This window comes from Novosphingobium resinovorum (genome assembly GCF_027922145.1).
GTDB lineage: Bacteria > Pseudomonadota > Alphaproteobacteria > Sphingomonadales > Sphingomonadaceae > Novosphingobium > Novosphingobium resinovorum.
Genome location: NZ_BSFC01000003.1, coordinates 233,906 through 256,775 on the forward strand (window position 1 = coordinate 233,906; position 22,870 = coordinate 256,775).

Annotated in this window: 22 protein-coding genes; 10 read left to right on the forward strand and 12 right to left on the reverse strand. The window is 66.0% G+C overall.

The features are described from left to right. Window positions 1-44 precede the first annotated feature (44 nt). From PKE80_RS02610 to PKE80_RS02625, 4 genes are all read left to right on the forward strand, one after another. Window positions 45-407 carry a hypothetical protein gene (locus PKE80_RS02610; protein WP_271181156.1) on the forward strand — a complete coding sequence of 121 codons (363 nt, stop codon included), beginning with the start codon at window positions 45-47 and terminating at the stop codon, window positions 405-407. 279 nt (window positions 408-686) lie between these two features. Next, complete coding sequence (gene purF, locus PKE80_RS02615) at window positions 687-2,132, forward strand: amidophosphoribosyltransferase (protein WP_271181157.1); 1,446 nt, start codon at window positions 687-689, stop codon at window positions 2,130-2,132. Further along, window positions 2,129-2,839, forward strand: a complete 711-nt coding sequence (locus PKE80_RS02620; RefSeq protein WP_271181158.1) for an SDR family NAD(P)-dependent oxidoreductase — start codon at window positions 2,129-2,131, stop codon at window positions 2,837-2,839. The genes purF and PKE80_RS02620 overlap by 4 nt, the downstream gene beginning before the upstream one ends. 77 nt (window positions 2,840-2,916) lie before the next feature. Next, window positions 2,917-3,255: a PilZ domain-containing protein gene (locus tag PKE80_RS02625; protein WP_271181159.1), complete on the forward strand. Its 339-nt coding sequence runs from the start codon at window positions 2,917-2,919 to the stop codon at window positions 3,253-3,255. Between the two features lie 157 nt (window positions 3,256-3,412). On the opposite strand, the gene PKE80_RS02630 is transcribed toward PKE80_RS02625, so the two are convergent. Beyond that, complete coding sequence (locus tag PKE80_RS02630) at window positions 3,413-4,720, reverse strand: SAM-dependent methyltransferase (protein ID WP_271181160.1); 1,308 nt, start codon at window positions 4,718-4,720, stop codon at window positions 3,413-3,415. Window positions 4,721-4,891: 171 nt separating this feature from the next. Between PKE80_RS02630 and PKE80_RS02635 the strand changes: the two genes are divergently transcribed. Then, on the forward strand, window positions 4,892-5,119 hold the full coding sequence (locus PKE80_RS02635; protein WP_271181161.1) for a hypothetical protein: 228 nt from the start codon (window positions 4,892-4,894) through the stop codon (window positions 5,117-5,119). A 33-nt stretch (window positions 5,120-5,152) separates the two neighbouring features. Here the strand turns inward: PKE80_RS02635 and PKE80_RS02640 are convergent, their stop codons facing one another. Further along, window positions 5,153-6,532, reverse strand: coding sequence for a cryptochrome/photolyase family protein (locus tag PKE80_RS02640; protein ID WP_271181162.1), 1,380 nt, complete (start codon window positions 6,530-6,532; stop codon window positions 5,153-5,155). 54 nt (window positions 6,533-6,586) lie between these two features. Between PKE80_RS02640 and PKE80_RS02645 the strand changes: the two genes are divergently transcribed. Beyond that, window positions 6,587-7,279: a phosphatase PAP2 family protein gene (locus tag PKE80_RS02645; RefSeq protein WP_271181163.1), complete on the forward strand. Its 693-nt coding sequence runs from the start codon at window positions 6,587-6,589 to the stop codon at window positions 7,277-7,279. On the opposite strand, the gene PKE80_RS02650 is transcribed toward PKE80_RS02645, so the two are convergent. The 3 genes from PKE80_RS02650 to PKE80_RS02660 are packed head-to-tail and all read right to left on the reverse strand — an operon-like array spanning window position 7,236 to window position 11,253. Next, window positions 7,236-8,186: a metal-dependent hydrolase gene (locus PKE80_RS02650; RefSeq protein ID WP_271181164.1), complete on the reverse strand. Its 951-nt coding sequence runs from the start codon at window positions 8,184-8,186 to the stop codon at window positions 7,236-7,238. The genes PKE80_RS02645 and PKE80_RS02650 overlap by 44 nt on opposite strands. 59 nt (window positions 8,187-8,245) lie before the next feature. Then, window positions 8,246-9,259 carry a 2-oxoacid:ferredoxin oxidoreductase subunit beta gene (locus PKE80_RS02655; protein ID WP_271181165.1) on the reverse strand — a complete coding sequence of 338 codons (1,014 nt, stop codon included), beginning with the start codon at window positions 9,257-9,259 and terminating at the stop codon, window positions 8,246-8,248. A 35-nt stretch (window positions 9,260-9,294) separates the two neighbouring features. After that, window positions 9,295-11,253 carry a 2-oxoacid:acceptor oxidoreductase subunit alpha gene (locus PKE80_RS02660; protein WP_271181166.1) on the reverse strand — a complete coding sequence of 653 codons (1,959 nt, stop codon included), beginning with the start codon at window positions 11,251-11,253 and terminating at the stop codon, window positions 9,295-9,297. A gap of 253 nt (window positions 11,254-11,506) precedes the next feature. Here PKE80_RS02660 and PKE80_RS02665 point away from each other — a divergent pair, with 253 nt between their 5' ends. Next, a complete protein-coding gene (locus PKE80_RS02665) occupies window positions 11,507-11,989 on the forward strand; it encodes an RNA pyrophosphohydrolase (RefSeq protein ID WP_271181167.1) in 483 nt (160 codons plus the stop codon). 180 nt (window positions 11,990-12,169) lie between these two features. Here PKE80_RS02665 and PKE80_RS02670 read toward each other — a convergent pair whose 3' ends face one another. From PKE80_RS02670 to PKE80_RS02685, 4 genes are all read right to left on the reverse strand, one after another. Further along, on the reverse strand, window positions 12,170-12,712 hold the full coding sequence (locus PKE80_RS02670; protein ID WP_008831309.1) for a tetratricopeptide repeat protein: 543 nt from the start codon (window positions 12,710-12,712) through the stop codon (window positions 12,170-12,172). A gap of 12 nt (window positions 12,713-12,724) precedes the next feature. Further along, the gene (locus PKE80_RS02675) at window positions 12,725-13,891 is read right to left on the reverse strand and encodes an RsmB/NOP family class I SAM-dependent RNA methyltransferase (RefSeq protein ID WP_271181169.1); all 1,167 of its coding nucleotides are present in this window, start codon (window positions 13,889-13,891) and stop codon (window positions 12,725-12,727) included. A gap of 141 nt (window positions 13,892-14,032) precedes the next feature. Continuing rightward, window positions 14,033-15,490: an IMP dehydrogenase gene (gene guaB / locus PKE80_RS02680; RefSeq protein WP_069708019.1), complete on the reverse strand. Its 1,458-nt coding sequence runs from the start codon at window positions 15,488-15,490 to the stop codon at window positions 14,033-14,035. A gap of 115 nt (window positions 15,491-15,605) precedes the next feature. Continuing rightward, the gene (locus tag PKE80_RS02685) at window positions 15,606-17,156 is read right to left on the reverse strand and encodes a M28 family peptidase (RefSeq protein ID WP_271181170.1); all 1,551 of its coding nucleotides are present in this window, start codon (window positions 17,154-17,156) and stop codon (window positions 15,606-15,608) included. Between the two features lie 203 nt (window positions 17,157-17,359). Here PKE80_RS02685 and ypfJ point away from each other — a divergent pair, with 203 nt between their 5' ends. The 3 genes from ypfJ to PKE80_RS02700 all read left to right on the forward strand — a co-directional run bounded on the left by ypfJ (window position 17,360) and on the right by PKE80_RS02700 (window position 19,722). After that, window positions 17,360-18,235 carry a KPN_02809 family neutral zinc metallopeptidase gene (gene ypfJ, locus PKE80_RS02690; protein WP_271181171.1) on the forward strand — a complete coding sequence of 292 codons (876 nt, stop codon included), beginning with the start codon at window positions 17,360-17,362 and terminating at the stop codon, window positions 18,233-18,235. 67 nt (window positions 18,236-18,302) lie between these two features. Further along, window positions 18,303-18,974, forward strand: coding sequence for a hypothetical protein (locus PKE80_RS02695; protein WP_271181172.1), 672 nt, complete (start codon window positions 18,303-18,305; stop codon window positions 18,972-18,974). Between the two features lie 160 nt (window positions 18,975-19,134). After that, on the forward strand, window positions 19,135-19,722 hold the full coding sequence (locus PKE80_RS02700) for a hypothetical protein (protein ID WP_271181173.1): 588 nt from the start codon (window positions 19,135-19,137) through the stop codon (window positions 19,720-19,722). A 120-nt stretch (window positions 19,723-19,842) separates the two neighbouring features. Here the strand turns inward: PKE80_RS02700 and PKE80_RS02705 are convergent, their stop codons facing one another. The 3 genes from PKE80_RS02705 to PKE80_RS02715 are packed head-to-tail and all read right to left on the reverse strand — an operon-like array spanning window position 19,843 to window position 22,666. Further along, window positions 19,843-21,627 (reverse strand): M56 family metallopeptidase, encoded by a 1,785-nt coding sequence (locus PKE80_RS02705; RefSeq protein WP_271181174.1) that lies wholly within the window; start codon window positions 21,625-21,627, stop codon window positions 19,843-19,845. Continuing rightward, complete coding sequence (locus PKE80_RS02710) at window positions 21,624-22,022, reverse strand: BlaI/MecI/CopY family transcriptional regulator (protein WP_271181175.1); 399 nt, start codon at window positions 22,020-22,022, stop codon at window positions 21,624-21,626. The genes PKE80_RS02705 and PKE80_RS02710 overlap by 4 nt, the downstream gene beginning before the upstream one ends. A gap of 56 nt (window positions 22,023-22,078) precedes the next feature. Next, window positions 22,079-22,666, reverse strand: a complete 588-nt coding sequence (locus tag PKE80_RS02715) for a DUF308 domain-containing protein (protein WP_271181176.1) — start codon at window positions 22,664-22,666, stop codon at window positions 22,079-22,081. Between the last annotated feature and the right edge of the window lie 204 nt (window positions 22,667-22,870).

A 22,870-nucleotide genomic window follows, 5' to 3' on the forward strand; every position in this document is an offset into this window, starting at 1 on the left:
CAGGCAATCGAGACGATATTCACTCACCTCTATCTGGTGCGTCTATGCTTGGCTTCATTATTCCGTTTATATTTAGCCTGGCATTCTTCATCATCGCCGCGTTCACAGGCCCGACTGCACAGTGGGACAGATATTGCCTTGGCCTGAAAAAAGAAGAGAAAGAGAAATTTCATTCTTCAGTCCTTTGGAAAAGATATAAATCCGAAATCTTTGACGCTACCTATATGAGCCTTTCGATTTTAGCTGCAGCAGCCATCGGATTGGCCAACAGATTAGATGGCATTCAGCCTATATCTCGACTGCTCGTAGCCACCCCCTTAGCGTTGGTTACGTTAGGCCTACTGTGTTGGCGAATTCACCGGATTTGGCGACGTGCAAACCCTCGCAAAGAAGCCGATAGCTGCTAAGCTAGAGCGACTTTCAGCCTGTCCGGAAACCATCCCAACCCCGCTCAGGCTGAGCTTGTCGAAGCCCCTCGAGGCTGGGCGCTCCGGCTCCCCTGCTTGGACAAGCCCAGCATGAACGGGGAAAGTGATGCATGGCTCCCAAACCCGTCATCTTCCCGTCACCAAACGGGCGCAGGAACCACCGCCCTCAACGGCCCATCCCTTCCCCCTTGCTTTTCGACGCGATCGCAGCCAAATGCGCGTCGCGTTTGGACGCGCCAGTCGGGCTGGAAAAATACCATGAACATGACTCACCCCTTCCTTGATGTCGACGGGGACAAACTGCGCGAAGAGTGCGGTATTTTCGGCGTTATCGGGGCAAAGGAAGCCGCGGCCATCACCGCCGCCGGGCTCCATTCGCTCCAGCATCGCGGGCAGGAGGCGGTGGGCATCACCAGCTTCTCCGGCGCGGAGTTCCACTCGCACCGCGGCATCGGCCATGTAGCGCAGGTGTTCCGCCAGAAGGAAGTGGACACTCTGCCCGGCTCGATGGCCTCGGGCCACGTGCGCTACGCCACCACCGGCGGCTCGGGCCTGCGCAACGTCCAGCCGCTGTTCGCCGATCTTGCCGACGGCGGCTTCTCGATCGCGCACAACGGCAATATCTCGAACGCGATGACGCTCAAGCGCGATCTCGTGGCCAAGGGCTCGATCTTCCAGTCGACCTCCGACACCGAGGTGATCATCCACCTCGTCGCCACCAGCCGCTACCCCACGCTGCTCGACCGCTTCGTCGATGCCCTGCGCATGGTGGAAGGCGCCTACTCGCTGATCTGCATGAACAACGAGGGCATGATCGCCTGCCGCGATCCGCTGGGCATCCGCCCGCTGGTGATGGGCCGCATTGGCGACGCCATCGTCTTCGCCTCCGAAACCGTCGCGCTCGACATCGTCGGCGCCGACTTCGTGCGCACGATCGAGCCGGGCGAAATGGTGCAGGTCGATCACAAAGGCACGATCTCCAGCCACCGCCCGTTCGGCAATCCCTCGCCGCGCCCGTGCATCTTCGAGCACGTCTATTTCTCGCGCCCCGACTCGGTCATGGACGGCCTCTCGGTCTACCAGGTTCGCAAGCAGATCGGCGTCGAACTGGCCAAGGAATCCTTCGCCGACGCCGACGTGGTCATCCCCGTACCCGACAGCGGCGTTCCCGCCGCGATCGGCTATGCGCAGGAATCGGGCATCCCGTTCGAGCTGGGCATCATCCGCTCGCACTACGTGGGCCGCACCTTCATCCAGCCCGGTGACGCCGCCCGGCACGCCGACGTGAAGCGCAAGCACAACGCCAACCGCGCCGTCGTCGAAGGCAAGCGCATCATCCTCATCGACGATTCGATCGTGCGCGGCACGACCTCGAAGAAGATCGTCGAGATGATGCGCGATGCGGGTGCCGCCGAAGTGCACATGCGCATCGCCAGCCCGCCGACCGAGCACTCGTGCTTCTACGGCGTCGATACGCCCGAGCGCTCCAAGCTGCTGGCGGCGACGATGGACACCGAGGCGATGGCCGACTTCATCAAGGCCGACAGCCTGGCCTTCGTCTCGATCGACGGCCTCTACCGCGCCGTCGGCGAATCGGAGCGCAAGAAGAGCTGCCCGCAGTTCTGCGACGCCTGCTTCTCGGGCGAATACCCGACCAAGCTGACCGACTTCTCGGACCGCTTCCCGGAACTCGACGCAGCGTGACATTCAAGGATCAGGTCGCACTCGTCACCGGCGCCAGCCGGGGTATCGGTGAAGCCACTGCCGTTGCGCTGGCCGCTGAGGGCGCGCATGTCGTCCTGACCGGGCGCGATACCAAGGCGCTCGAACGCGTCGAAGAGCGCATCTATGACGCAGGCGGATCGGCGACCATCGCCCCCGTCGATCTCGTCGAGCCCGACGGCATCGCACGCCTCGCCAGTGCCGTGCAGGACCGCTGGGGCCGGCTCGACGTGCTGGTGATCAACGCGGCGATCCTGCCCGAACTCACCAGCGTCGCCGACATCGACCAGCGCGCCTTCAACAAAGCGCTGACCACCAACGTTCTCTCGACGCAGGCACTGATCGCGAATTTCGATCCGCTGCTGAAGAAGAGCCCGAACGCACGCGTGGTGGGCCTGACCACCACCGTCGCGCAGGCGCCGCGCGCCTACTGGGGGGCCTACGGCGCCACCAAGGCCGCGTTCGAGGTGCTGCTGGACTGCTACGCCCAGGAAACCGCGAAGACCTCGAACATTCGCGTCGCCATCGTCAACCCCGGCGCGACCCGCACCGCCATGCGCGCGCGGGCCTATCCGGGCGAGGCACCGGCCTCGGTCAAGCCGCCCGAAGTCGTGGCGGACCGCCTCACGGCGCTGCTCGGAGAGAGTTTCGCGACGGGCCACCGGGAAACCGTTAACCAGCCGCAATAACCGGATCGTAACCCCAAACTGGGACACATCGGGCAAATAGGCGTTGTAGACACGTCGTAATTTGCGCGAGGTCGCCCATGGATCACACCCAGCAGGAACGCTACGCCGCCGCTGCGCAGGAAGACCGCAGCGCGCATCGCAACCGCATTTCGATCCCTGCCACGCTGCGCCCCTCCGGGTCCAAAAGTTTCCAGACGGCAGTGCGCGACTTGTCGCTCTCCGGCTTTTCGGCGACCGCGATGAGCCATATCGCGCCGCGCACGATGTGCTGGCTGACGCTGCCCGGCAGGGAAGAGGCGCTGCCCGCAAAAGTGGTGTGGTGGGACAACGGGCTTGTCGGCTGCGCTTTCGAGCACCTTCTGGAACCGCATGAACTGGATGCGGTCATGACGCGCTGGAATCGCGATCGACGCTAACCGTCATCCCGGCGAAAGCTGGGACCGCTCTCGGCGCATGGTAAGATTGCGGCGAGGCTTCTCTAAAGTCAGCGGCGCCCTGCCGATGGGACGCATCATGGTCATAGCGGTCCCAGCCTTCGCTGGGATGACGGGCTTTGATCTCGACGATCGCCTCTCAATCGAGCGTCTTCACCAGCGTCACTTGCGCCACATCGATCCCGCCGCCGAGGAATCCACCCTCGCAGTACATCAGATAAAACCGCCAGAGCCGCACGAATCGCTCGTCGAAGCCCGAGGGCAAACGCCCTCCCTCCACCGCGAGATCGAAGTTCGCCCGCCATTCGCGCAAGGTGCGCGCATAGTCCGCCCCGAAACCGACGCGATCCTCCCAGACCAGCCCCCTCTCCTCGGCCAACGCGCGGAACTCACTCTCGCGAATCAGCATGCCGCCGGGGAAGATGAAGGTCTGGATGAAGTCGGCGCTGCGGGCATAGCCCTCGAAGATCGCATCAGGCATCGAGATCAGTTGCAGCGCCGCCAGCCCACCCGGCTTGAGGTTGCGCGCGATGCAGTCGAGGAATTCCGGCCAGTAGGCCTGCCCCACCGCCTCGACCATCTCCACCGACATGATCGCGTCGTACTGACCGATAACGTCGCGATAGTCCTGCTTGCGGAAATCGACGCTGCCACGTCCGTCACTGCGCTCGAACGTCCAGCGTTCACGCGCATAGGCAAGCTGCTGGTCCGAGAGGCTGATCGCATCGACGTGCACCTCGGCATGGCTGGCCACGAAGGCCGCAAGCGTGCCCCAGCCGCAGCCGATCTCCAGCACACGATCGCCGGGTTCCAGCTCCAGCCGCTCGACGATCGCGCCCGCCTTGGCCGACTGCGCGACGTCCAGTTCGGTCACGAACTGGGCATAGGGGTTCGGTCCGGCGGCGACTTCGGAATAGAGCGCGCTGGAATAGAGCATCGTCTCGCCCAGCCACTGCCCGTAGAAGTCGTTGCCGAGGTCATAGTGCGCGTGGATGTTCTTCAGCGAACCCTTGCGCGTATTGCGATGAAGCGCGTGCAGCGCACGGGTGAGCAGCCGCCACGGACCATGCGCACGGCCGGTGTTTCCCAGCGCCATGGCATTGTCCATGAACAACGCGAACAGCGGCACCGGGTCCGGGCTGTCCCACTCGCCGAGGTCCCAGGCCTGATACCAGCCGACCGACCCCGCCGTCGCCAGCCGCAGCAGCGCGCGCCAGCTAGTGATCTCCACCACGGCATCGAAACCGGACTGACGACCGCCGAGCAGCCGGGTCTGACCGCCGGGCAGCGTCGCCATGATCGAACCGCGCTCCAGCCCGCGATCAATGCGGTCGAGGATCCGGTGCACCCCGCCTGACCACAGCCGCGCCAGCAACTGGGAGCCGACGCCGATCGCGCGTCCCCCGTCCACAAGTTCCCCACCTCTGCCCGGCGCCTGTGCGTTCATGGCGCGATGATGGACTCGATTTCGTCGCTCGGCAATTGGTTAGCTGGCCTGTCCAATCTCCCTCGAAAACATTGAGTGCGGACTGGTTCTCTGGAAGAAAAACCGTGCGTTCCGGAACAGTTACGCGGCAGGACCGCTTTCATCATCGTCTACCACACGGAGTTTGATGCAATGATGAAGGGTGCTCTGATCGGCAGCGTGCTGGCCATGTCGATGCTTTCCGGCTGCCAGTCCTACACTAGCCGTCACGACGTGCGCGAAGCCCGCCGCGACGTTCGCGACGCCTATCGCTATGGCGACCGCCGCGATCAACGCGAGGCGAAGCGCAACGCGCGGGAAACCCGCCGCGATTACCAGCGCGACAACCGCTGCGGCCCAGCTTACGGCCGCCCCTGCTGATCGACGGCGCTTCGGCAGCGGGGCTGAGCGTCTCTACCCGCCCTTCGCCTGCTGCCACGCCGACAGCGCCCGCTCGCGCGCGTCGCGGTGCTCGATCAGCTTGTCGGGGTAGCCCTTCGGCCGCTTGCCCGAGGGCGGGTCATGGATGTCCGCGTCGGACAGGTCCGCCAGCTCCGGCACCCATTCGCGGATGTAGGCTGCGGCGTCGAACTTCTCCGACTGGGTGAGCGGGGCCATGATCCGCACGAACATGTTGGCGTCCACACCCGATCCGGCGGTCCACTGCCAGTTCACCGCATTGCTGCCATAGTCCGCATCGACCAGCGTGTCCCAGAACCACTGCTCGCCCGCGCGCCAGTCGATGAGGAGATGCTTCACGAGGAAACTCGCCGCGATCATCCGCACGCGGTTGTGCATCCAGCCGGTGTGCCACAACTGCCGCATCCCGGCATCGACGATGGGATAGCCGGTGCGCCCCTGCTGCCACGCTTCCAGATCGCGCGTGCTGGTGCGCCAGGGGAACGCGCCGAAGGGATCGCGCGCGTAGCGGCCGCCGTAGTCGGGATACTGCAGGATCACGTTCTGCGCATAGTCGCGCCAGCCAATCTCGCCGAGGAACGTCGCGACCGAGCCGCCCGCATCCGCCACCGCATGCCAGACCTGCGCGGGCGAGACCTCCCCGAAGTGCAGGTGCGGCGAAAGCATGGACGTGCCCTCCACACCCGGCAGGTTACGCTGCCCTTCATAGGATGAGGCTTCCTCGACGAAGGCGTGCAGCCGCTTGCGCGCGCCCTCCTCTCCCGGTTCCCACATCGCGCGCATGCCGCCCGCCCAGTCGGGCGTGGTGGGGAGTAGTTTCCAGTCGGCCAGCGTATCCGACTCCGGCCACTTCGACGGCGCAGCAATCGTCTGCGGCCGCCGCTGCGGATCATGCGGCGGCATCCGCTCACGCAAGGCGCGCCAGAACGGCGTGTAGATCTTGTAGAGCCCGCCCGAGCCGGTCGTCACCGAGCCCGGCGGGGCGAGGTAGTTGCCGTGGTGCAGGCAAAGCGTCAGCACCTTGCCCCCCATCTTGCCCACTGCCTTTTCGGCATTGCGCCACCACGGTTCGTAGTGATGCAGCGCGTGGACCTCCTGCGCACCGGTTTCCTCGGCCAGCTTGGCGAGAACCTCATCGCTTCTCCCCCGCCGCAGGATCAGCCGCGAGCCCTTCTCCCGCAAAGCCGCGTCGAGGCTTTCGAGCGAATGGTGCAGCCACCAGCGCGAGGCGCCGCCCATGGCGCGGTGCCTGGGCGTCTCGTCGTCCAGAATGTAGACAGGGATCACCGGCCCCTTGCGCGCGGCCTCGGCGATGGCAGGTTGATCGGACAGGCGCAGGTCGCGCCGCAGCCAGACGATGACAGGAGAACTCATGAGCGGGGCAACGTCCTTCGATAACCGGCGTTCCCTAGCGCGATGACGCTTTCGATGCACCACCGTCGGGCCTTGATCCTCGCCGCCGCCTTATGCTGGCTGGGTGTAGCCGTGATCGCATTGGCAGTGCACGGCGGCCATGCCGAAGCTCTCGACCGGACCGGCCTGCTGTTCTGGCGCGACGACACGCTCGAGCCGCTTGGCCCGGTCAAGCTGCTGGAGGCCGTGCGCGACGTGACGGCGCTTGGCGGGGTGCTGCTGCGCAACCTCTTCGCCATCGGCACGATCGTGGCGCTGCTTTTCCTGCGGCAGCGGCGGGAGGCCCTGCTCTTCGCGCTCACCGTCATGGCCGGCTGGCTGGTCAACAGCGCCCTCAAGGCGCTCGTAGGACGCCCACGTCCGGAGATCGTGCCTCATCTCACCGAAGCGGGCGGTAACAGCTTCCCGAGCGGGCATAGCTTCAATGCCGCGGTCATATATATCGCAATGGCGCTAGCCTTCGGGGCGATGAGCAACCGTCCCTCGGTGCGCCGCACGCTCATTGGTGCCGCACTTTTCGGCACCCTTGCAATCGCATGGAGCCGGGTCTGGCTCGGCGTCCACTGGCCGAGCGACGTGGTCGCCGGATGGCTGGGCGGCGCCGGGTGGGCTTTCCTCGCGAACGCCCTGTTTCAGCGCCCCGCGCAGCTTGCCGCCGAGGCGGTCAGCGCGCTGGACAGTCCGCCGGAACCCTCGCCGAAACATTGAAGTTGCGGCTGAGACGCGGCCCGGTGAACCGCGCGTCGCCAAAAGTCACCACGGCGCTGCACCCCTGCCGCTCGATCCGCGCCATCGGCAGTTGCGACCAGGCGAGGAACTTGACGACTTCCGGCGTGGCGACGGCAGCCTTGCGCACCAGTGGATCGGCCATGTTGTCGGTTATAGGATGCTCGGCGGAAACCAGCCCTGCAGGATCGTGGAGCGGATCATAGCGACCATAGAAAATGCGCCCCGCCTGCCGCCAGATCATGTCGCGCCGCCAGAACAGCAAAGGCTCGGGCGAGGCGAAGATGCGGTCGGGGTTGAAGGTCGAGTCCTTCTGGCGCGGCGCATCCCACGCCATCGCGGAAATCCCTATGTTGAGGGCGATGAAGCCGATCACGCCCGCCAGCGCCGCGACGGCAGGCTTTGCCGATTTCCACCGCCACGCTAGCCACAGCCCCAAACCCATGATCGCCAGCAGCCAGGGCGAGACGATGAACAACCCGTCGGTATGGAACCACCGCCCGCTCGTCGGCGAGAGAAGTTGCACTGCATACGTGTTCTGCAGGTCGAGCAGCGGATGCGTCAGCGCGCCGAGATAGCACAGCGCCAGCAGCCATCCGAACCGCATCGGCAACCCGCTGCGGAAAGTAGCGCCGCGCGATGCCTGCCAGCGATCGAACAGCCAGAGCAACCCCGCCAGCAGGGGCGGCATCAACAACACTCCCCCGACCAGCCCATGCGTGAAGCCTCGGTGCATGGCGAGCGGAGCCCAAGACGCCCAGCCGAAGAACACATCGATGTCCGGCATGTTCGCCGCCAGCACGCAGGCCGCGAGCCCCTTGCGTGTCCGGCGCTTGAGGCCCGTTTCAGCGAGCACCCAGCCGACCAGGCTGTGCGTCAGGTTATCCATGAGAGACAGATAGTTGCATCGCAGACTTTATCGGGTTTGCGATGCAGCATTGCAAGCCGTCAGTCCACGGTCCAGGTCTGTCCCTTGCCAAGCAGCTTCGAAAGGTCCGCACTCTTTCCCGCCGTCAGGCTTGCCCGCTCGGCGACGACGGCGCTTTCAAACGTCGGCGCGGGATCGTCGTAGATCACCCCCAGCGCCATCGGGAACGGACCGAAAGGCATCTCCACCAGCATATGCGCGAGGCCCCGGTTGCGCACATTGTGAACCGCGACCCCCGCCGCCCGCCAGTCGCCATCGCCCACATCGACGACTTTTAGCGAAAGGGTCTCAAGATCGAGTGACAACCCTTTGGTTTTCATTGCGAACAAAAGCGGTTCGCCGTCCTGGCAGACGATCTGCATATCCGATGCGACGGCCTTGGCCGTGAAGTCGTCGAAGCGATCCTTGTTATAGACGATGCAGTTCTGGAAAATTTCAAGGAACGCCGCGCCCTTGTGCGCATAGGCGGCCTTGAGAACGTCCGGCAGGTCCTTGGACACGTCGTAGCCGCGCGCCACGAACCTTGCGCCAGCCCCCAGCGCGAAGGCGCAGGGGCTCGCCGGACGATCCACCGAACCGATCGGCGAGGTCGGCGACGGCGTTCCCACCCGACTCGTCGGCGAGTACTGCCCCTTGGTCAGCCCGTAGATCTCGTTGTTGAACAGCAGGATCTGGCAGTCGAGGTTGCGGCGCAGGACGTGCATCGTGTGATTGCCGCCGATGGACATGCCGTCCCCGTCACCGGTGACGATCCACACGTCGAGTTCGGGATTGGCCAGCTTGATCCCCGTCGCGACGGCCGGGGCGCGGCCGTGGATGGTGTGGAAGCCATAGCTCTCGACGTAATACGGGAAGCGGCTGGAGCAGCCGATGCCCGATACGAACACGGTGTTCTTCGGGTCCGCACCGACCATCGGCAGGGTGCGCTGCACCGCCTTGAGAATCGCATAGTCGCCGCATCCGGGGCACCAGCGTACTTCCTGGTCGGTTTCCCAGTCCTTCAGCGTGGTCTGGATCGGGGTCATGTCGTTCATGATGAGATCTATCCTGACGAATTGGGCCTAAGCACTCAGGGTCGTTCGATTTCCGGTGCCGGAAGCTGCGTCTCGTTGACCGAGACTTCGCCGCCCTCGTTGCCGGGGACCGCATCGAAGAAGGTCGCGATGGCGGCCTCGATCTCGGCGATCGCGAAGGGCTGGCCGCTGGTCTTGGAGAGCGGCACCGCATCGATCAGGAAGTGGTCGCGCAGGACCGTCTTGAACTGCCCGGTGTTCATCTCCGGCACCACGACCTGTTCGAACCCGGCCAGCAGTCCGCCAAGGTTCAGGGGTAGCGGCCAGATGTGGCGGACATGAATGTGGCTGACGTCCAGCCCCTTGCGCCGCGCCCGCCGCACCGCCTGATGGATCGGCCCGAAGGTGGATCCCCAGCCGACCACCGCCAGCCTGCCCGACGCCGCCCCGAGCGCCACCTCCTGCGGCGGCACGGCGCCCGCGACGGCGTCCACCTTGGCCTTGCGCGCGTCGGTCTGGGCCTGATGGACGTCGGGGGCATAGTCGATATTGCCGGTGTCCACGGCCTTCTCGATGCCGCCGATGCGGTGCATCAGCCCCGGCGTCCCCGGCCTGATCCATGGCCGCACTCCGCGCCGGTCGCGCCTGAAGGGCAGGGGCTTGCCTTCCGGGTTGTTGGTCTCGGTCAGGAATTCCACCGGGAACGGGGTAAAGCCGCCGGGATCAGGCACCTTCCATGGCTCCGAGGCATTGGCGATGTAGCCGTCGGTCAGCAGGATCACCGGCGTCATGAACTGCGTGGCGATGCGGCAGGCCTCGATCGCGCATTCGAAGGCATCGGCAGGCGAGCGCGCGGCGATCACCGGCAGCGGGGCATCGCCGTTGCGCCCGTAGACTGCCTGATAGAGATCCGATTGCTCGGTCTTGGTTGGCAGCCCGGTGGACGGCCCTCCCCGCTGCGAATTGACGATGACCAGCGGCAGTTCGGTCATGATCGCCAGCCCCATCGCCTCCCCCTTGAGCGCGATGCCCGGCCCCGACGAGGACGTGACCCCCAAATGCCCGGCATAGGACGCGCCGATCGCTGCGCAGATGGCCGCGATCTCGTCCTCGGCCTGGAAGGTGGTGACGCCGAACTCCTTCATCTTCACGAGGTGATGCAGCACCGCCGAAGCTGGCGTGATCGGATAGCCTCCGAAGAACATCTCCAGCCCCGCCAGTTGCGCCCCCGCCACCAGCCCGAGCGACACCGCCTCCGCCCCGGTCACCGTGCGGTAGAGCCCCGGCTCGGTCGGCACCGGATCGATATGCAGCTTGCGCAGCGGGCCGGTGAGTTCCGCCGTCTCGCCATAGGCATGCCCGGCGTTGAGCGCGGCGATGTTCGCCTCGGCCAGTACCGGCGCATGCGCGAACTTGGCATGGAGCCAGTCGACCAGCGGGCGGCGGTCGCGGTCGAACATCCACAGCGCCAGGCCAAGCGTCCACATGTTCTTGCAGCGCAGCGCTTCCTTGTTGCCAAGCCCGAAAGGCTTCACCGCCTCCAGTGTCAGCGCCGAGATGTCGAAGGCCAGCACGTCCCACTTCGCGAGGCTGCCGTCCTCCAGCGGGTTTTCTGCGTACTTCGCCTTTTCGAGGTTGCGCTTGTTGAACTCGCCGGTGTCGGCGATCACGAGGCCGCCGGGCTTGAGCGCGCCGACGTTCACCTTCAGCGCCGCCGGGTTCATCGCCACCAGAACGTCCGGCGCATCGCCCGCCGTGGTAATCTCCTGCGACCCGAAATTGATCTGGAAAGCGGAGACTCCGAACAGCGTGCCCTGCGGCGCGCGGATCTCGGCGGGAAAGTCCGGGAATGTGGCAAGGTCATTGCCGGCAAGCGCCGTGGACAGCGTGAACTGGCCGCCGGTCAACTGCATCCCGTCGCCCGAGTCGCCCGCGAAGCGAACGACGACCGCTTCTACGGGCGATGTCTCGACAGCGGATGCGTCGGTATCGTGGTCTCCGGCCAGTGTCGCCATGGTCTATCCTCTGCTGCCGGTCCGCGCCGGTTTCTGCGTCGAGGCTGCGGACTCAGGTTCCCAATGACAAATTAGTTTTCTCTTGGGCGAACAAACTTCGCGTTTGCCGCCATGGGGAGGAGTGTGGACCTCAATGCGGGCTAGTCAAGCGCCGGTGGTTCCGCCATCCTGTGACCATGAGGCAGACATGGGTGCAATTCCTGTCGAATCGCGTAGAGAGCCCCTCCCCTTCAATTCGGATTCGCCTATCTCGATGAACGATTTCTCGTCCCTGCCCTATCGCCCCTGCGTCGGGGTCATGCTCGTCAACGCCGATGGTAAGGTCTTCGTCGGCAAGCGCATCGACACGCGTGAAGGCGACTGGTGGCAGATGCCGCAAGGCGGCGTCGACGACGGCGAAGACCTCAAGGAAGCCGCCTTTCGCGAACTGCACGAGGAAACCGGCGTCACCAGGAAGCATGTCAAGCTGCTGTCGCAGACCCGCGAGGAACTGCTCTACGACCTGCCGCCTGAACTTGTCGGCAAGCTGTGGAAGGGCAAATATCGGGGGCAGCGCCAGCATTGGTTCCTCGCCCGGTTCGAAGGAAGCGATGCCGACATCGACCTGAATGCGCACAAGCCAGCGGAGTTCTGCGACTGGAAATGGGTCGAGGCGACATTGCTGCCGGACCTCATCGTGCCTTTCAAGAAGCGTGTCTATCGTGCTGTTCTGGAAGAGTTCAAGACGCTGATCTGAGGCTTACGTCGTCCCGGACTTGATCCGGGACCGGTGGCCGTGAACCACCGATCTTGCTGCGCGAGCAACACGCTCACACCTAAAGACGGCCACCGGTCCCGGATCAAGTCCGGGACGACGGCGGCGGCAAACCCGCTCAGGCTGAGCCTGTCGAAGCCCCCGCGCAGATAGCGCCGCGCTTCAGTTTTCCGAAACCGCCGTCTTTGGCGTGACCGCATCGGCAGTGACCATGCGCGGCGTCGGCCCCTTGGCGATCGCGCCCGCCAGCGACTGCGCTTCCGCACAGTCCTTGCCGCACAGCGTCTGGAGCCGCGCGAGATTGCGGTTGGCCTTCTCGGTCGCGCCCTTTTCGGCCAGCGCCATGCCCTCGCCGGCAAGCGCCGTGACGTTGCGCGGATCGCTGGTCAGCGCGACACGGTAGTAATGCAGCGCCTTGCCCTGCATGCCTTGACGGCGCGTGGCGTCGGCAAGCGAGAGCAGCACGGTGACGCTGCCGGGCTCGACCGTCAGCGCCGATTCATAGGCGTCGATCGCCCCGTCAATGTTGCCCGCCGCAGCGGCAGCGCGGCCCTCGCTCAGCAGCATGCTGGCGCGCGGATCGAGTTGCTCGGGCGGTTGCGACAGAAGGACGCTGGAGGACGTGGCGGCTAGCAGGGAAAGGGCAACGGCAACGGGCGTATAACGCATCAGCAGGTCCTTGGCCGAGGTTTTCGTCCTCATCATGACGTGACGCTATCACAGCCTGACGAAGCGCGCGACGAAAAACCCGTCGGTTCCATCGCGCGAGGGAGAGAGACGCAGGCCGGCGCCGCGCGGGGTTCCGGCGGGCAAAACAGGCAGTTCGGCGCGCCAGTCGGGATGGCGGGTCAAGAAACCTTCGGCCTGATCCGCGCCTTCCGCGTCGAGCAGCGAGCAGGTCACGAAGACCAGCCGCCCGCTCGGCTTCACCAGCGTCGCCGCGATGTCGAGCAGGCGTGACTGGATCGCCACGTAGCGTTCAAGCTGCTTGTCGGTCAGGCGCCAGCGCGCTTCCGGGTTGCGGCGCCAGGTGCCGGTACCCGAGCACGGCGCATCGACGAGCACCGCATCGGCCGCGCCGACGAAAGGCTCAAGCGCCTGCATCTCGCGGTTGGCGTCGAGGAGCAAAGTCTCGATCCCGGTCGCCCCGGCCCGCTCGGCGCGGGGCGGCAGGCGTTGCAGGCGCGCGCGGTCGGCGTCGCAGGCGATCAGCCGCCCGACGTTCTCCATCGCGGCGGCGAGCGCGAGGGTCTTGCCCCCTGCCCCGGCGCACAAGTCGATCACCGTCTCGCCCGGCCGCGCGGCCACGACCTCGCAGGTGAGTTGCGAGCCGGCATCCTGCACCTCAATCATGCCTTCGAGGTAAGCGGGCGACTGCTCGATCTTCGTCTCGGGCGGGTAGCGCCAGCCGTGCGCGGCGACGGTCTTCTCCCCGCCTTCGGGGAGGTCGAGACTGCCGGACTTAAGCGTGTTGACGCGGATGTCGAGCGGCGCGCGGTCCAGCAGGGCTTCAGGATGTTCGACGCCGCTGTCGGCGAGGCGCTGCATCAGCCATGCCGGAGCGACACCGGCCTCGGCCTTGGGCTCGGCGGCATCGATCGGTGCAGGTGCGTGGCGCGATCCGTCGAACAGAGCCGCAATTTGCGGGTCGATATCCGCGACACGCAGCATGGCGGTGCGGCCGGTCGCGGGGATTTCCCCGCAGGCGCGGATGGCGCGGTAGGCGAGTTCACGAACCGCGCGGCGGTCCCCGCTCCCTGCCCAGCGGCGGGCGCGGAACCACTCGGAAATCAGGCGATCGGCAGGCGCGCCGTTGGACCGCGCGGCCTCGATGACGAGATCGAGCACCTCAATGGCTGCCTGAATGCGGGCTGCGGGGGTCAATTCACCCCTCCCGCCTGCAGGAGAGGCCGAGGGTGGGCGCATGAGAACGCGAGGTCGGCGTCAGTGCCCACCCCGCTGCGACTAAGGGCCTGCGGCCCAAGTCTCGCTACCCCTCCCGCTTGCGGGAGGGGGTTAGCTGCCTCAGCGCGTCGGATAGTTCGGTGCCTCGCGGGTGATCGTCACGTCGTGGACGTGGCTCTCGCGCAGGCCCGCATTGGTGATGCGGATGAACTTGGAGTTCTTGCGCAGGTCCTCGATCGTCGCCGAGCCGGTGTAGCCCATCGCCGCCTTGATGCCGCCCACCAGCTGGTGGATGACGTCCTTGGCGGCGCCCTTGAACGCGACCTGGCCTTCGATGCCCTCGGGCACCAGCTTCATCTGGTCCTTGATGTCGCCCTGAAAGTAGCGGTCCGCCGAGCCGCGGCCCATCGCGCCGACCGAGCCCATGCCGCGGTACGACTTGTAGGCGCGGCCCTGGTACAGGAACGTCTCGCCCGGCGCTTCCTCGGTGCCCGCGAGCATCGAGCCGACCATGATCGTCGAGGCACCGGCGGCGAGCGCCTTGGCAGCGTCTCCCGAGGTACGCAGGCCGCCGTCGGCGATGACCGGCACGCCCGCCTTCTCGGCTTCCTCGGCGGCTTCCATCACGGCGGTGAGCTGCGGCACGCCGACACCCGCGACGATGCGCGTGGTGCAGATCGAGCCGGGGCCGATGCCGACCTTCACGCAGTCCGCGCCCGCGTCGATCAGCGCCTTGGCGGCTTCGGCGGTGGCGATGTTGCCGGCGATGACTTGCGCCGAATTCGACAGCTTCTTCACCCGCTCGACCGCCAGCGCCACGTCACGGTTGTGACCGTGCGCGGTATCGATGACGACGACGTCGCACTCGGCCGCCAGCAGCGCCTCGGTGCGGGCGAAGCCCTTGTCGCCCACGGTGGTGGCGGCGGCGACGCGCAGGCGGCCCGCTTCGTCCTTGGTGGCCTCGGGGAAGAGGACGGCCTTCTCGATGTCCTTGACGGTGATGAGGCCGACGCAGTGGAAACCCTCATCGACGACAAGCAGCTTCTCGATGCGGCGGGCGTGCAGCAGGCGGCGCGCCTCGTCCTGATCGACGCCGACCTTCACGGTTGCGAGGTTTTCATGCGTCATCAGTTCTCGCACCGGCTGCGCGGCGTTGGCGGCAAAACGCACGTCGCGGTTGGTGAGGATGCCGACGAGCTTGCCCGACGCCTCGACCACCGGGATGCCGCTGATGCGGTTCGCGGTCATCAACGCCTGCGCCTCGCCCAGCGTGGCATCGGGGCCGATGGTGATGGGATTGACGACCATGCCGCTCTCGAAGCGCTTGACCTGGCGGACGGCGGCAACCTGCTCCTCGATCGACAGGTTACGGTGCAGCACGCCGATCCCGCCCATCTGCGCCATGACGATCGCCATCTGCGCCTCGGTCACGGTATCCATGGCGGAGGAGATCACGGGAATGTTCAGCCCGATGGTGCGGGTCAGCATGGAGCGGGTATCGGCCTGGGTGGGGACGATGTCGGACTTGGCGGGACGCAGAAGTACGTCGTCGAAAGTGAGTCCGAGCTGGATATCCATGTGCGCCACCAATGCCTTCGAGGGGAGAATCGTGGCGGCCCATGTAATCAAAGGGGGCGGTTTGGGCTAGGGGGCGAATCCCATGTTTTTCGCGTTTCTGGTGCGACAGGTCCGGCTATTTCGCCGAGACCGGCGCCTTTGCCACCATGGGCGTGACCGGCACCTTGCGCGTATCGGCGAACCAGCGGCCCAACGCAGTCAGCATCTTCACGTCGTCGCTGGCCCCGCCAAGCTCGATCGGGTGGGACAGATCGTCGCTCGGCCGGTGATAGTCGCCGTCGAAGAAGGCACGCATCCGCTCGATGTCGCCATAGGACGTCGTCACCATGACGGCGGGAATGTCGTGCTGCAGCAAGGCCCAGCCATCCTGCCGTTTCACGTATTCATTGGCGTCGTTGTTCTCGCGCAGCTTGAAGCCTTCCGCCTTGGCGACCTTGGCGATGTCCTTGTCGAGCCCGGTCATGCCCCGTCCGACGATGGCGAAGGGCGTCTTGCGCGGCGCGATCGCGATCGAATCAATGTTGAAGGCCGCGACGATCCGCTCCAGCGGCAGCGGCGGGCTCTCGGCAAAGGCGTGCGCGCCCAGCAGCCCGAGTTCCTCCGCCGTGGTGGCGAGGAAATAGACGTCGCGGTCCATCTGCGGGCTGCGCGACAGACGGCGCGCCACTTCGGTCAACGCTGCGACGCCGCTGGCGTTGTCTACTGCTCCGTTGCAGATGACGTCCTCGGCGGGAGGCTCGCCGCATTCTCCGAAATGGTCCCAATGAGCCACGAACAGCACCGCGCCCGCCTGCTTGCTGCGCCCCGGCAGCTTGCCGATCAGGTTATGCGTTCGGATCGTCGTCTCGTCCGTCGCGGCTTCCAGCGAGGCGGTGACGTCCAGCACGATGGGCGCGAAATCGTCCTTGCTTGCCGCCTGCTCCAGATCATCGAAAGTATGAGCGGTGCCCTTGAGCAGGGTTTCCATCGTCGCGCGGCCGATGAACGCCTCAAGATCGCCGCCCAGCGCCTCGTCCGAGAGCGCGTAGCCCGAACGCCGACGCCGGGCCGCGACCTCGTCCAGCGTGCGCTCGCCGTCGAGCACGGTCAGCACGGCCGAGGCGCCCAGAGCCAACAGCTCATTCTGGCGCGCACTGTCGGGGGTATTGCCGTCGAGCACCACGGCGATGCGGCCTGCCAGTTCGTTGCGGGTGAAGTCCTGGCTGCGCGCGCGGCCGACGAACAGCAGCGGCGCATTGCGCACCAGCGAACGCTTGCCAGAGGTGAAGACCAGTACGTCGCTAGGCGCAATGGTGGCGCGGAAGCCCTTGCGCAGAAAGCGGGCGGAACCGCTCGACGGTTCGTGAGCGACGACAGTAACCGGCGCGAACCACTCATTGCCCGGATCATTTGTGCCCGAAACGAGGCCGATGTCGAACCACTGCTTGGCGAGATAGCGCAGCGTCTTTGCCTCGCCATCGGTGCCGGGTTCGCGACCGTCGAAATCGTCGCTGGCGAGGATCTGGATATGCGCGCGCAGCCGGTCCTCGATCTCGCGGTCGGCGCGGCTGACGCTGGCGGCAATGACGCCGATGGGAACTCCTACGGCGAAAAGCGCGAAGAACGCTGCCGTCCTCCACGCACTTTTCCCTGCTGCACGTCCCACTGCCCGGATGCCCGACTTCATTGCGCTGCACCTATACGACACATTTTCGAGCACGGTTGTAAAATTTCCTCCAATCGCGTGCAGTTGCAACATTTCCCGCTTCATCCGGCGATAATGACGCAGCCGCGCAACACTCGGGAGACTTGCGGAACACCCCCGAGTTCTGCGAATTGATCTGCACGCGAGACGCTGCCCGGCAACGGCGGAAAGAGGATACGGCACCCATGCGGCTGGACGATTTCGACCCCGACAACATCAAGGTCACCGAAGGCGGCAGCCGTGGCGGCGGCTTTCCCATCGGCGGCGGCAAGCTAGGCTGCGGCGGCCTGATCATCGTGCTGATCGGCGCCCTCGTCTTCGGCGTGGACCCGGGGCAGATGCTCGGCACCTTGGAGAACGTACAGCAGCAGGTGCCGACCACCACGCAGCAACCGGCGGGCGGTGCGCGCAGCGCCACCGAGATCTGCACGCAGAACGCCTACTCGCGCGAATCGTGCAATGCGCTGTCCTCGCTCGACAAGACCTGGCAGCCGCTGTTCCAGAAGGCCAACGTGCCCTTCGAGCAGCCAATGCTGCACTTCTACACCGGCGGCACCCGCAGCGGCTGCGGCGCGGCAAGCAGCGCGATGGGGCCGTTCTACTGCCCCGCCGACCAGGGCATCTACATCGACGTCAGCTTCTACGACCAGATGGACAAGCAGCTCGGCGCCCGGGGCGACTTCGCGCGCTATTATGTGATGGCGCATGAGTACGGGCACCATGTCCAGCACCTCACCGGCCTCGACCAGCAGGTCCGCAAGGCGCAGCAGCAGAACCCCCGGCAGGAGAACGCCCTGCAGGTGAAGATGGAACTGCAGGCAGACTGCTACGCGGGCGTCTGGGCCGCCAAGAACCGCGACCGCATCGAGCCTGGCGATATGGAGGAAGGTCTGACCGCCGCCAGCGCGATCGGCGATGACACGCTGATGAAGAACGCCGGACAGGCGGTGACGCCGGAGAGTTTCACCCACGGCTCCAGCGCCGAGCGCATGCGCTGGCTCAAGCGCGGCCTCGAAACCGGGAACGAGGACGCATGTGACACGTTCTCTTCAACAGGATGACATCACAGGCGTGAGCGGACCCGGTGGCGGATCGGCGACCGCGCGCCGGGGACAGGAGAACAGGGACATGAGCCGCAAGTGGCTGGGTGCGATCGTCGTTGCGAGTTTGAGTGCGGGCATTGTGGCCTCGCCAGCGACGGCACGGCAGGAAGACAAGCCGATAACCTCGCGCGATCCCGATGCGATGGACGTGGCTAAGACCCCCGTAAACGACCTCAACGTAGGGCGCGATGGCGAAATCCCGCCGCTCCTCGTCAAGGCCACCGCGCAGCCCTACACGTTGAGCGGCTTGACCAAGTGCCGTCAGATCGCCGGGGCGATCCAGCAGCTCGACGAAGTTCTCGGCCCCGACATCGATCTCCCCGCCGAGGAGCGTGACCGCATCAGCGCCGGGCGCGTGGGCAAGTGGGTGGTCGCCTCGTTCATCCCCTTCCGCGGCCTGATCCGCGAGGTCTCGGGCGCCAACGCGCAGGACCGCAAGGTCAATGCGGCGATCCAGGCGGGCCTGACCCGCCGCGGCTTCCTCAAGGGCGTCGGCTCGGCCAAGGGCTGCCGCTATCCCGCCTCCCCTGCCCCGGCCAGCGTGGTCCAGGCGCGCATGGACGAACTGAAGGCGATGGAGCAGGAAAAGGACGCGAAGAAGAAGGCGAAATCCGAGGCCAAGGCCGACGCGAAGTCCGATCGCGACCTTGCCTTCAAGACCGAACCCGACGCCCGCCAGCCAGTCCCCAAGAACTGACGGCCGCGTGATGCTTCGGGCACTTTGCACGGTCAGTGCACTCGCGTTGATGTTGTCGGCCTGCGGCGGGGAGCCATCCGCGCCAGCGACCAGCGAAGCGCCTTCGTCAGCACCTGTCGCCAGCTTGAACGCCGAGTCTACCGAGGCGCCACCGCACAGCATGCCCGCTTCCCCTGCCGCCGAAGCCGGGCCGATTGCCTGCTCGTCCGAAATCGGCGAAGCGGCGGCGCGCAAGCTCGTCGCGCAGTGTATCGCAGTTTCTCCCGCGACGCGCCCGCCATGCAACGCCGCCAACTCCTGCGCGATGATCCGCAACGAAGTGGCGCGCGGCTGCGCCATTCTCGGTGAAGAGTGGGCTAAGACACCGGAATGCGGCGGTATCGATCCCATCGGCAAGGAGGCTGCCGCCGACATGGTCGATCGCTACTACGCCGCGATCAACGCGCGCGACTATGCCTCTGCATGGACGCTGTGGGGGCCGGATGGTGGCCCCAGCGGCAAGACCCTGCAGGCTTTCAGCGACGGTTACGCTCATACTCGCCGCGTCCATGTCGACATCGGCAAAGTGTCGGACGTCGAGGGAGGCGCCGGGTCGATCTACGTGACGGTTCCCGTAACCGTGAATGCCGAACTCGACGACGGCCGGCGCCAGCGCTTCACCGGCAGCTATGCGCTGCGCCAGATCAATCGCGGCATGGGCATCTCGCAAGGCTGGCACATCACCTCGGCGAAGCTGCGGACGCTCTGAACACTCGTCATTGCGAGCGAAGCGAAGCAATCCAGGGTGGCGTAGTAATGCCCTGGATTGCTTCGCTTCGCTCGCAATGACGAGGTGAGATTGAGCAAGCCGAAGTTAGCTAGCCCATAATCAATTCGCATTCGCCTCGCGATGAGCATCGGCAATCTCTCCGTCGAGATCGGCGAGGATTTCCGCACGGACCTTCGCATCCAGCGCACGGTCTGCCGCGATCGAGGCCCGGGCGCTGCGCAGGGCATTCACTGCCGCGAATTTCGCGGCCTTGGGCTCGCCGGTGCAGATGACCACCGATGCACTAGACCCGTTGCCTTCGCGGCTCGCCTCGCGGCGGCGGCTGTCGGCGGGGCAATTCTCGTCGAGCACCACGGTCCGGGCAGAAACGCGCGAGCCGTCCTTCTGCACGATGCGAATGGTATGCCGCTTGCCATCGGCCGAGACCGATTCCTCCACCTTGGGCGCGCGCGCCAAGGCTTCTGCGGCCATGCGCTGTGCTTCCGTCGAACGGCGCTGTGCATCGGCCACGCTGCGCTGGGCATCCGCCGCGCTGCGCAAGCGGTCGTGCATCTGGCGAACATCGTCGGTCGTCATCGTCTTGCGCATCGTGACCCGGGCGTTCGGCATCGGACGAGGCGCCGGTACGGCGAGAGTGGAGGGGGCGGCGGGGGGAGCCGGAGGTGCGGGAGGAACCGGCGGCACCGGCGCCGCGATGCCTTCCGCCATATCGACATCCGGCATTTCCGGCGGCTCGGGCGCCTCGGGGGGCTCCGGCAGGTCGCCCTCGGCCAGCGCCTCGGGAGCTTCAGGCGGCACAGGCGGCTGCGGGGCGTACGGCATCGCCGAATGATGCGCCTGCGGGGGGGGGACCGGATCGGCCTCCGCCTCGTCCATCGCGGCATAGCTGACCGTCGCGGTAGCAGGCACCGCGACGATGGCCAGCGCGAAGAGGCTGCGGGCGAGCAGCCGCCGTGTCGGACTGACATCGGCAGCCGCCAGTGCCTTGAGGCGCTGGATGATCGGCTTCTCGCCCGAAAGCGGCCCGGCCATCGGCGCGGCCAGACCAAGCCGTGTTCCGCCCGCCATCGAGGCGATCAGGCGGCCATAGCGCGCCCGCTCGGCTCGAGTGCGGCCCGCCATGACGCGCGCGTCACAGAACGCCTCCTGATCGGCCCTCACCGCGCGCCAACCGGCCCAGCCGATCGGATTGAACCAGTGCAGCGCGAAGAGCGGCTGCATCACGATGAGCGCCAGCAGGTCGCCGCCTGCATGGTGCTCCATCTCGTGCGCGATGGCGAAGTCGGAAGTCTCGGAGTCCGCGTCCGCCAGAAAGCCCTGCGGCAGCGCGACGACCTTGTCGAACACCCCGAAGGCAAGCGGCGCGGTGATCGCGGATGTCTCGACAATGCGTACGGTATCGGAATGCGCGATGACGCGCGCACCGTCGAGCAGGTCACGCCGCATCCAGCGATAGGTGATGGTGCGCCAGGCGATGAACAGCACCGCACCGCCGAGCCAGACGGCCAGCCCCAGCGTCATCCACGGCATTTGCGCCAGCAGCCCCGGATCGACCGAGGTGGAGGTAACCACTTCGGCGGCGGGCAGTGCGGCAATGCCTTCAGTGACTGCGGGAACCATGACCGCCTCGACCGGTATGGCGGACTGCACCCCGGCGGCCGACGCGGTGATCGGCTCAACTCCGAAATGCAGGTTGGACAGCAAGCCGTGCGGCATGAAGCGAGGCAGCGCCAGAGGCGGCAGCACCAGCCGAATCATCGGCAGCGCCCAGAGCGCATAAGCCGCGCCCGGACCGAACCAACGCGCCACGGGACGGCGGACGAGCAGCACCAGCGCCATCAGCACGCCGGTCGCCAGAAGCGTATCGGTAAGCCATTCGGTCATGACTTCAGCTCCTTCAGCAGGGCTTCGATCTCGGCAATGTCGTCGTCGCTGAGTTGTTCGCTCTGCGCCAGGTGCGCGAAAAGCGGCGCCGCGCGGCCGCCGAACAGGCGGTCCACGAGGCGGCGGCTTTCCGCACCGACATAGACTGTACGCGCGATGCGAGGGGAGTAAAGGAAGCGCTTGCCGTCAGGCTCGGTCTCGACCGCCTGCTTGGCGACGAGGCGCGACAGCAGCGTCTTGACCGTGGCGAGGCTCCAGCCGCGCGGACCGCAGACTTCCTCGCAGACTTCCTGGGCAGTGAGTGGAGAGCGCTGCCACAGCGCCTCCATCACCGCATGCTCGGCTTCGGAAATGCGGTCGGGCTGTTCAGGGGACTCGGACACCCATCTCTCCATCGTCTACACACGTAATCGACTACGTCTGTAAACATGAACGATGGGTGAATGTCAACTCAGCTGCGCTTGAGCAGCAGGGCCAGCTGGATCAGGAACACCGCACGCACCGTAAGGCTGATCGCGACGATGATGGCGAGGAAAGCGAGGCCCGTCGCCGCACTCGAAAACAGCAGCACCAGCCCCAGCACCACGTCGAGCACGCCGAGCAGCAGGCGCCAGCCCTTGTCGTGGCGTGCCTTGAGCGCGAAGGCGATCTGGAACACGCCGGAGACGACCAGCCATAGCCCGATGGCGATGACCAGCGACAGCGCGCCCGCAACCGGGTCTGCCACGGCGAAGATGCCCGCCAGCAGCGCGAGAACGCCGAGCAGGATCTCCGTCCACCGCGCGCGACTCGACAGCGAGGTCCAGCCCGCCGCGATCGCCGCCACGCCCGCAACGATGAGGATCACGCCAAGGATCAGCCCGGTAGCCACACCCGCTACCAGCGGATTGAGCAGTACGATCAGCGCAGCAAGGATCAGCAGCACGCCGTAGCCCATCACCCAGCCCCAGGTACTACCGGGCGCGCGCTCCATCTCGCGCACGAGCGGGTCGCGGTGCACGTTGGGCTCAAGCAGGGGATCGACGTCGGTGCGTTGCATGGGGGTTCCTTTCACCCGCTGCAATGCACGGCAGGGCGAAGGGTTGCGCGCCGACGCGCCCACCCCGCTGCGACTAGGGCCTGCGGCCCAAGTCTCGCTCCCCTCCCGCAAGCGGGAGGGGCATTCTCGCACTTTCTCCCCTCCCGCTTGCGGGAGGGGCTGGGGGTGAAACGAAAAAGGGCGGCGCAGCCTTGCCGCTGCGCC

What these genes read in the sequence shown, in the direction of transcription:
- PKE80_RS02610 (WP_271181156.1), top strand. Translation starts at nt 45, where the DNA reads ATGCTTGGCTTCATTATTCCGTTTATATTTAGCCTGGCATTCTTCATC.
- purF (WP_271181157.1), top strand. Translation starts at nt 687, where the DNA reads ATGAACATGACTCACCCCTTCCTTGATGTCGACGGGGACAAACTGCGC.
- PKE80_RS02625 (WP_271181159.1), top strand. Translation starts at nt 2,917, where the DNA reads ATGGATCACACCCAGCAGGAACGCTACGCCGCCGCTGCGCAGGAAGAC.
- PKE80_RS02630 (WP_271181160.1), bottom strand. Translation starts at nt 4,720, where the DNA reads ATGAACGCACAGGCGCCGGGCAGAGGTGGGGAACTTGTGGACGGGGGA.
- PKE80_RS02635 (WP_271181161.1), top strand. Translation starts at nt 4,892, where the DNA reads ATGATGAAGGGTGCTCTGATCGGCAGCGTGCTGGCCATGTCGATGCTT.
- PKE80_RS02640 (WP_271181162.1), bottom strand. Translation starts at nt 6,532, where the DNA reads ATGAGTTCTCCTGTCATCGTCTGGCTGCGGCGCGACCTGCGCCTGTCC.
- PKE80_RS02645 (WP_271181163.1), top strand. Translation starts at nt 6,587, where the DNA reads ATGCACCACCGTCGGGCCTTGATCCTCGCCGCCGCCTTATGCTGGCTG.
- PKE80_RS02650 (WP_271181164.1), bottom strand. Translation starts at nt 8,186, where the DNA reads ATGGATAACCTGACGCACAGCCTGGTCGGCTGGGTGCTCGCTGAAACG.
- PKE80_RS02655 (WP_271181165.1), bottom strand. Translation starts at nt 9,259, where the DNA reads ATGAACGACATGACCCCGATCCAGACCACGCTGAAGGACTGGGAAACC.
- PKE80_RS02660 (WP_271181166.1), bottom strand. Translation starts at nt 11,253, where the DNA reads ATGGCGACACTGGCCGGAGACCACGATACCGACGCATCCGCTGTCGAG.
- PKE80_RS02665 (WP_271181167.1), top strand. Translation starts at nt 11,507, where the DNA reads ATGAACGATTTCTCGTCCCTGCCCTATCGCCCCTGCGTCGGGGTCATG.
- PKE80_RS02670 (WP_008831309.1), bottom strand. Translation starts at nt 12,712, where the DNA reads ATGATGAGGACGAAAACCTCGGCCAAGGACCTGCTGATGCGTTATACG.
- guaB (WP_069708019.1), bottom strand. Translation starts at nt 15,490, where the DNA reads ATGGATATCCAGCTCGGACTCACTTTCGACGACGTACTTCTGCGTCCC.
- PKE80_RS02685 (WP_271181170.1), bottom strand. Translation starts at nt 17,156, where the DNA reads ATGAAGTCGGGCATCCGGGCAGTGGGACGTGCAGCAGGGAAAAGTGCG.
- ypfJ (WP_271181171.1), top strand. Translation starts at nt 17,360, where the DNA reads ATGCGGCTGGACGATTTCGACCCCGACAACATCAAGGTCACCGAAGGC.
- PKE80_RS02695 (WP_271181172.1), top strand. Translation starts at nt 18,303, where the DNA reads ATGAGCCGCAAGTGGCTGGGTGCGATCGTCGTTGCGAGTTTGAGTGCG.
- PKE80_RS02700 (WP_271181173.1), top strand. Translation starts at nt 19,135, where the DNA reads ATGCCCGCTTCCCCTGCCGCCGAAGCCGGGCCGATTGCCTGCTCGTCC.
- PKE80_RS02705 (WP_271181174.1), bottom strand. Translation starts at nt 21,627, where the DNA reads ATGACCGAATGGCTTACCGATACGCTTCTGGCGACCGGCGTGCTGATG.
- PKE80_RS02710 (WP_271181175.1), bottom strand. Translation starts at nt 22,022, where the DNA reads ATGGAGAGATGGGTGTCCGAGTCCCCTGAACAGCCCGACCGCATTTCC.
- PKE80_RS02715 (WP_271181176.1), bottom strand. Translation starts at nt 22,666, where the DNA reads ATGCAACGCACCGACGTCGATCCCCTGCTTGAGCCCAACGTGCACCGC.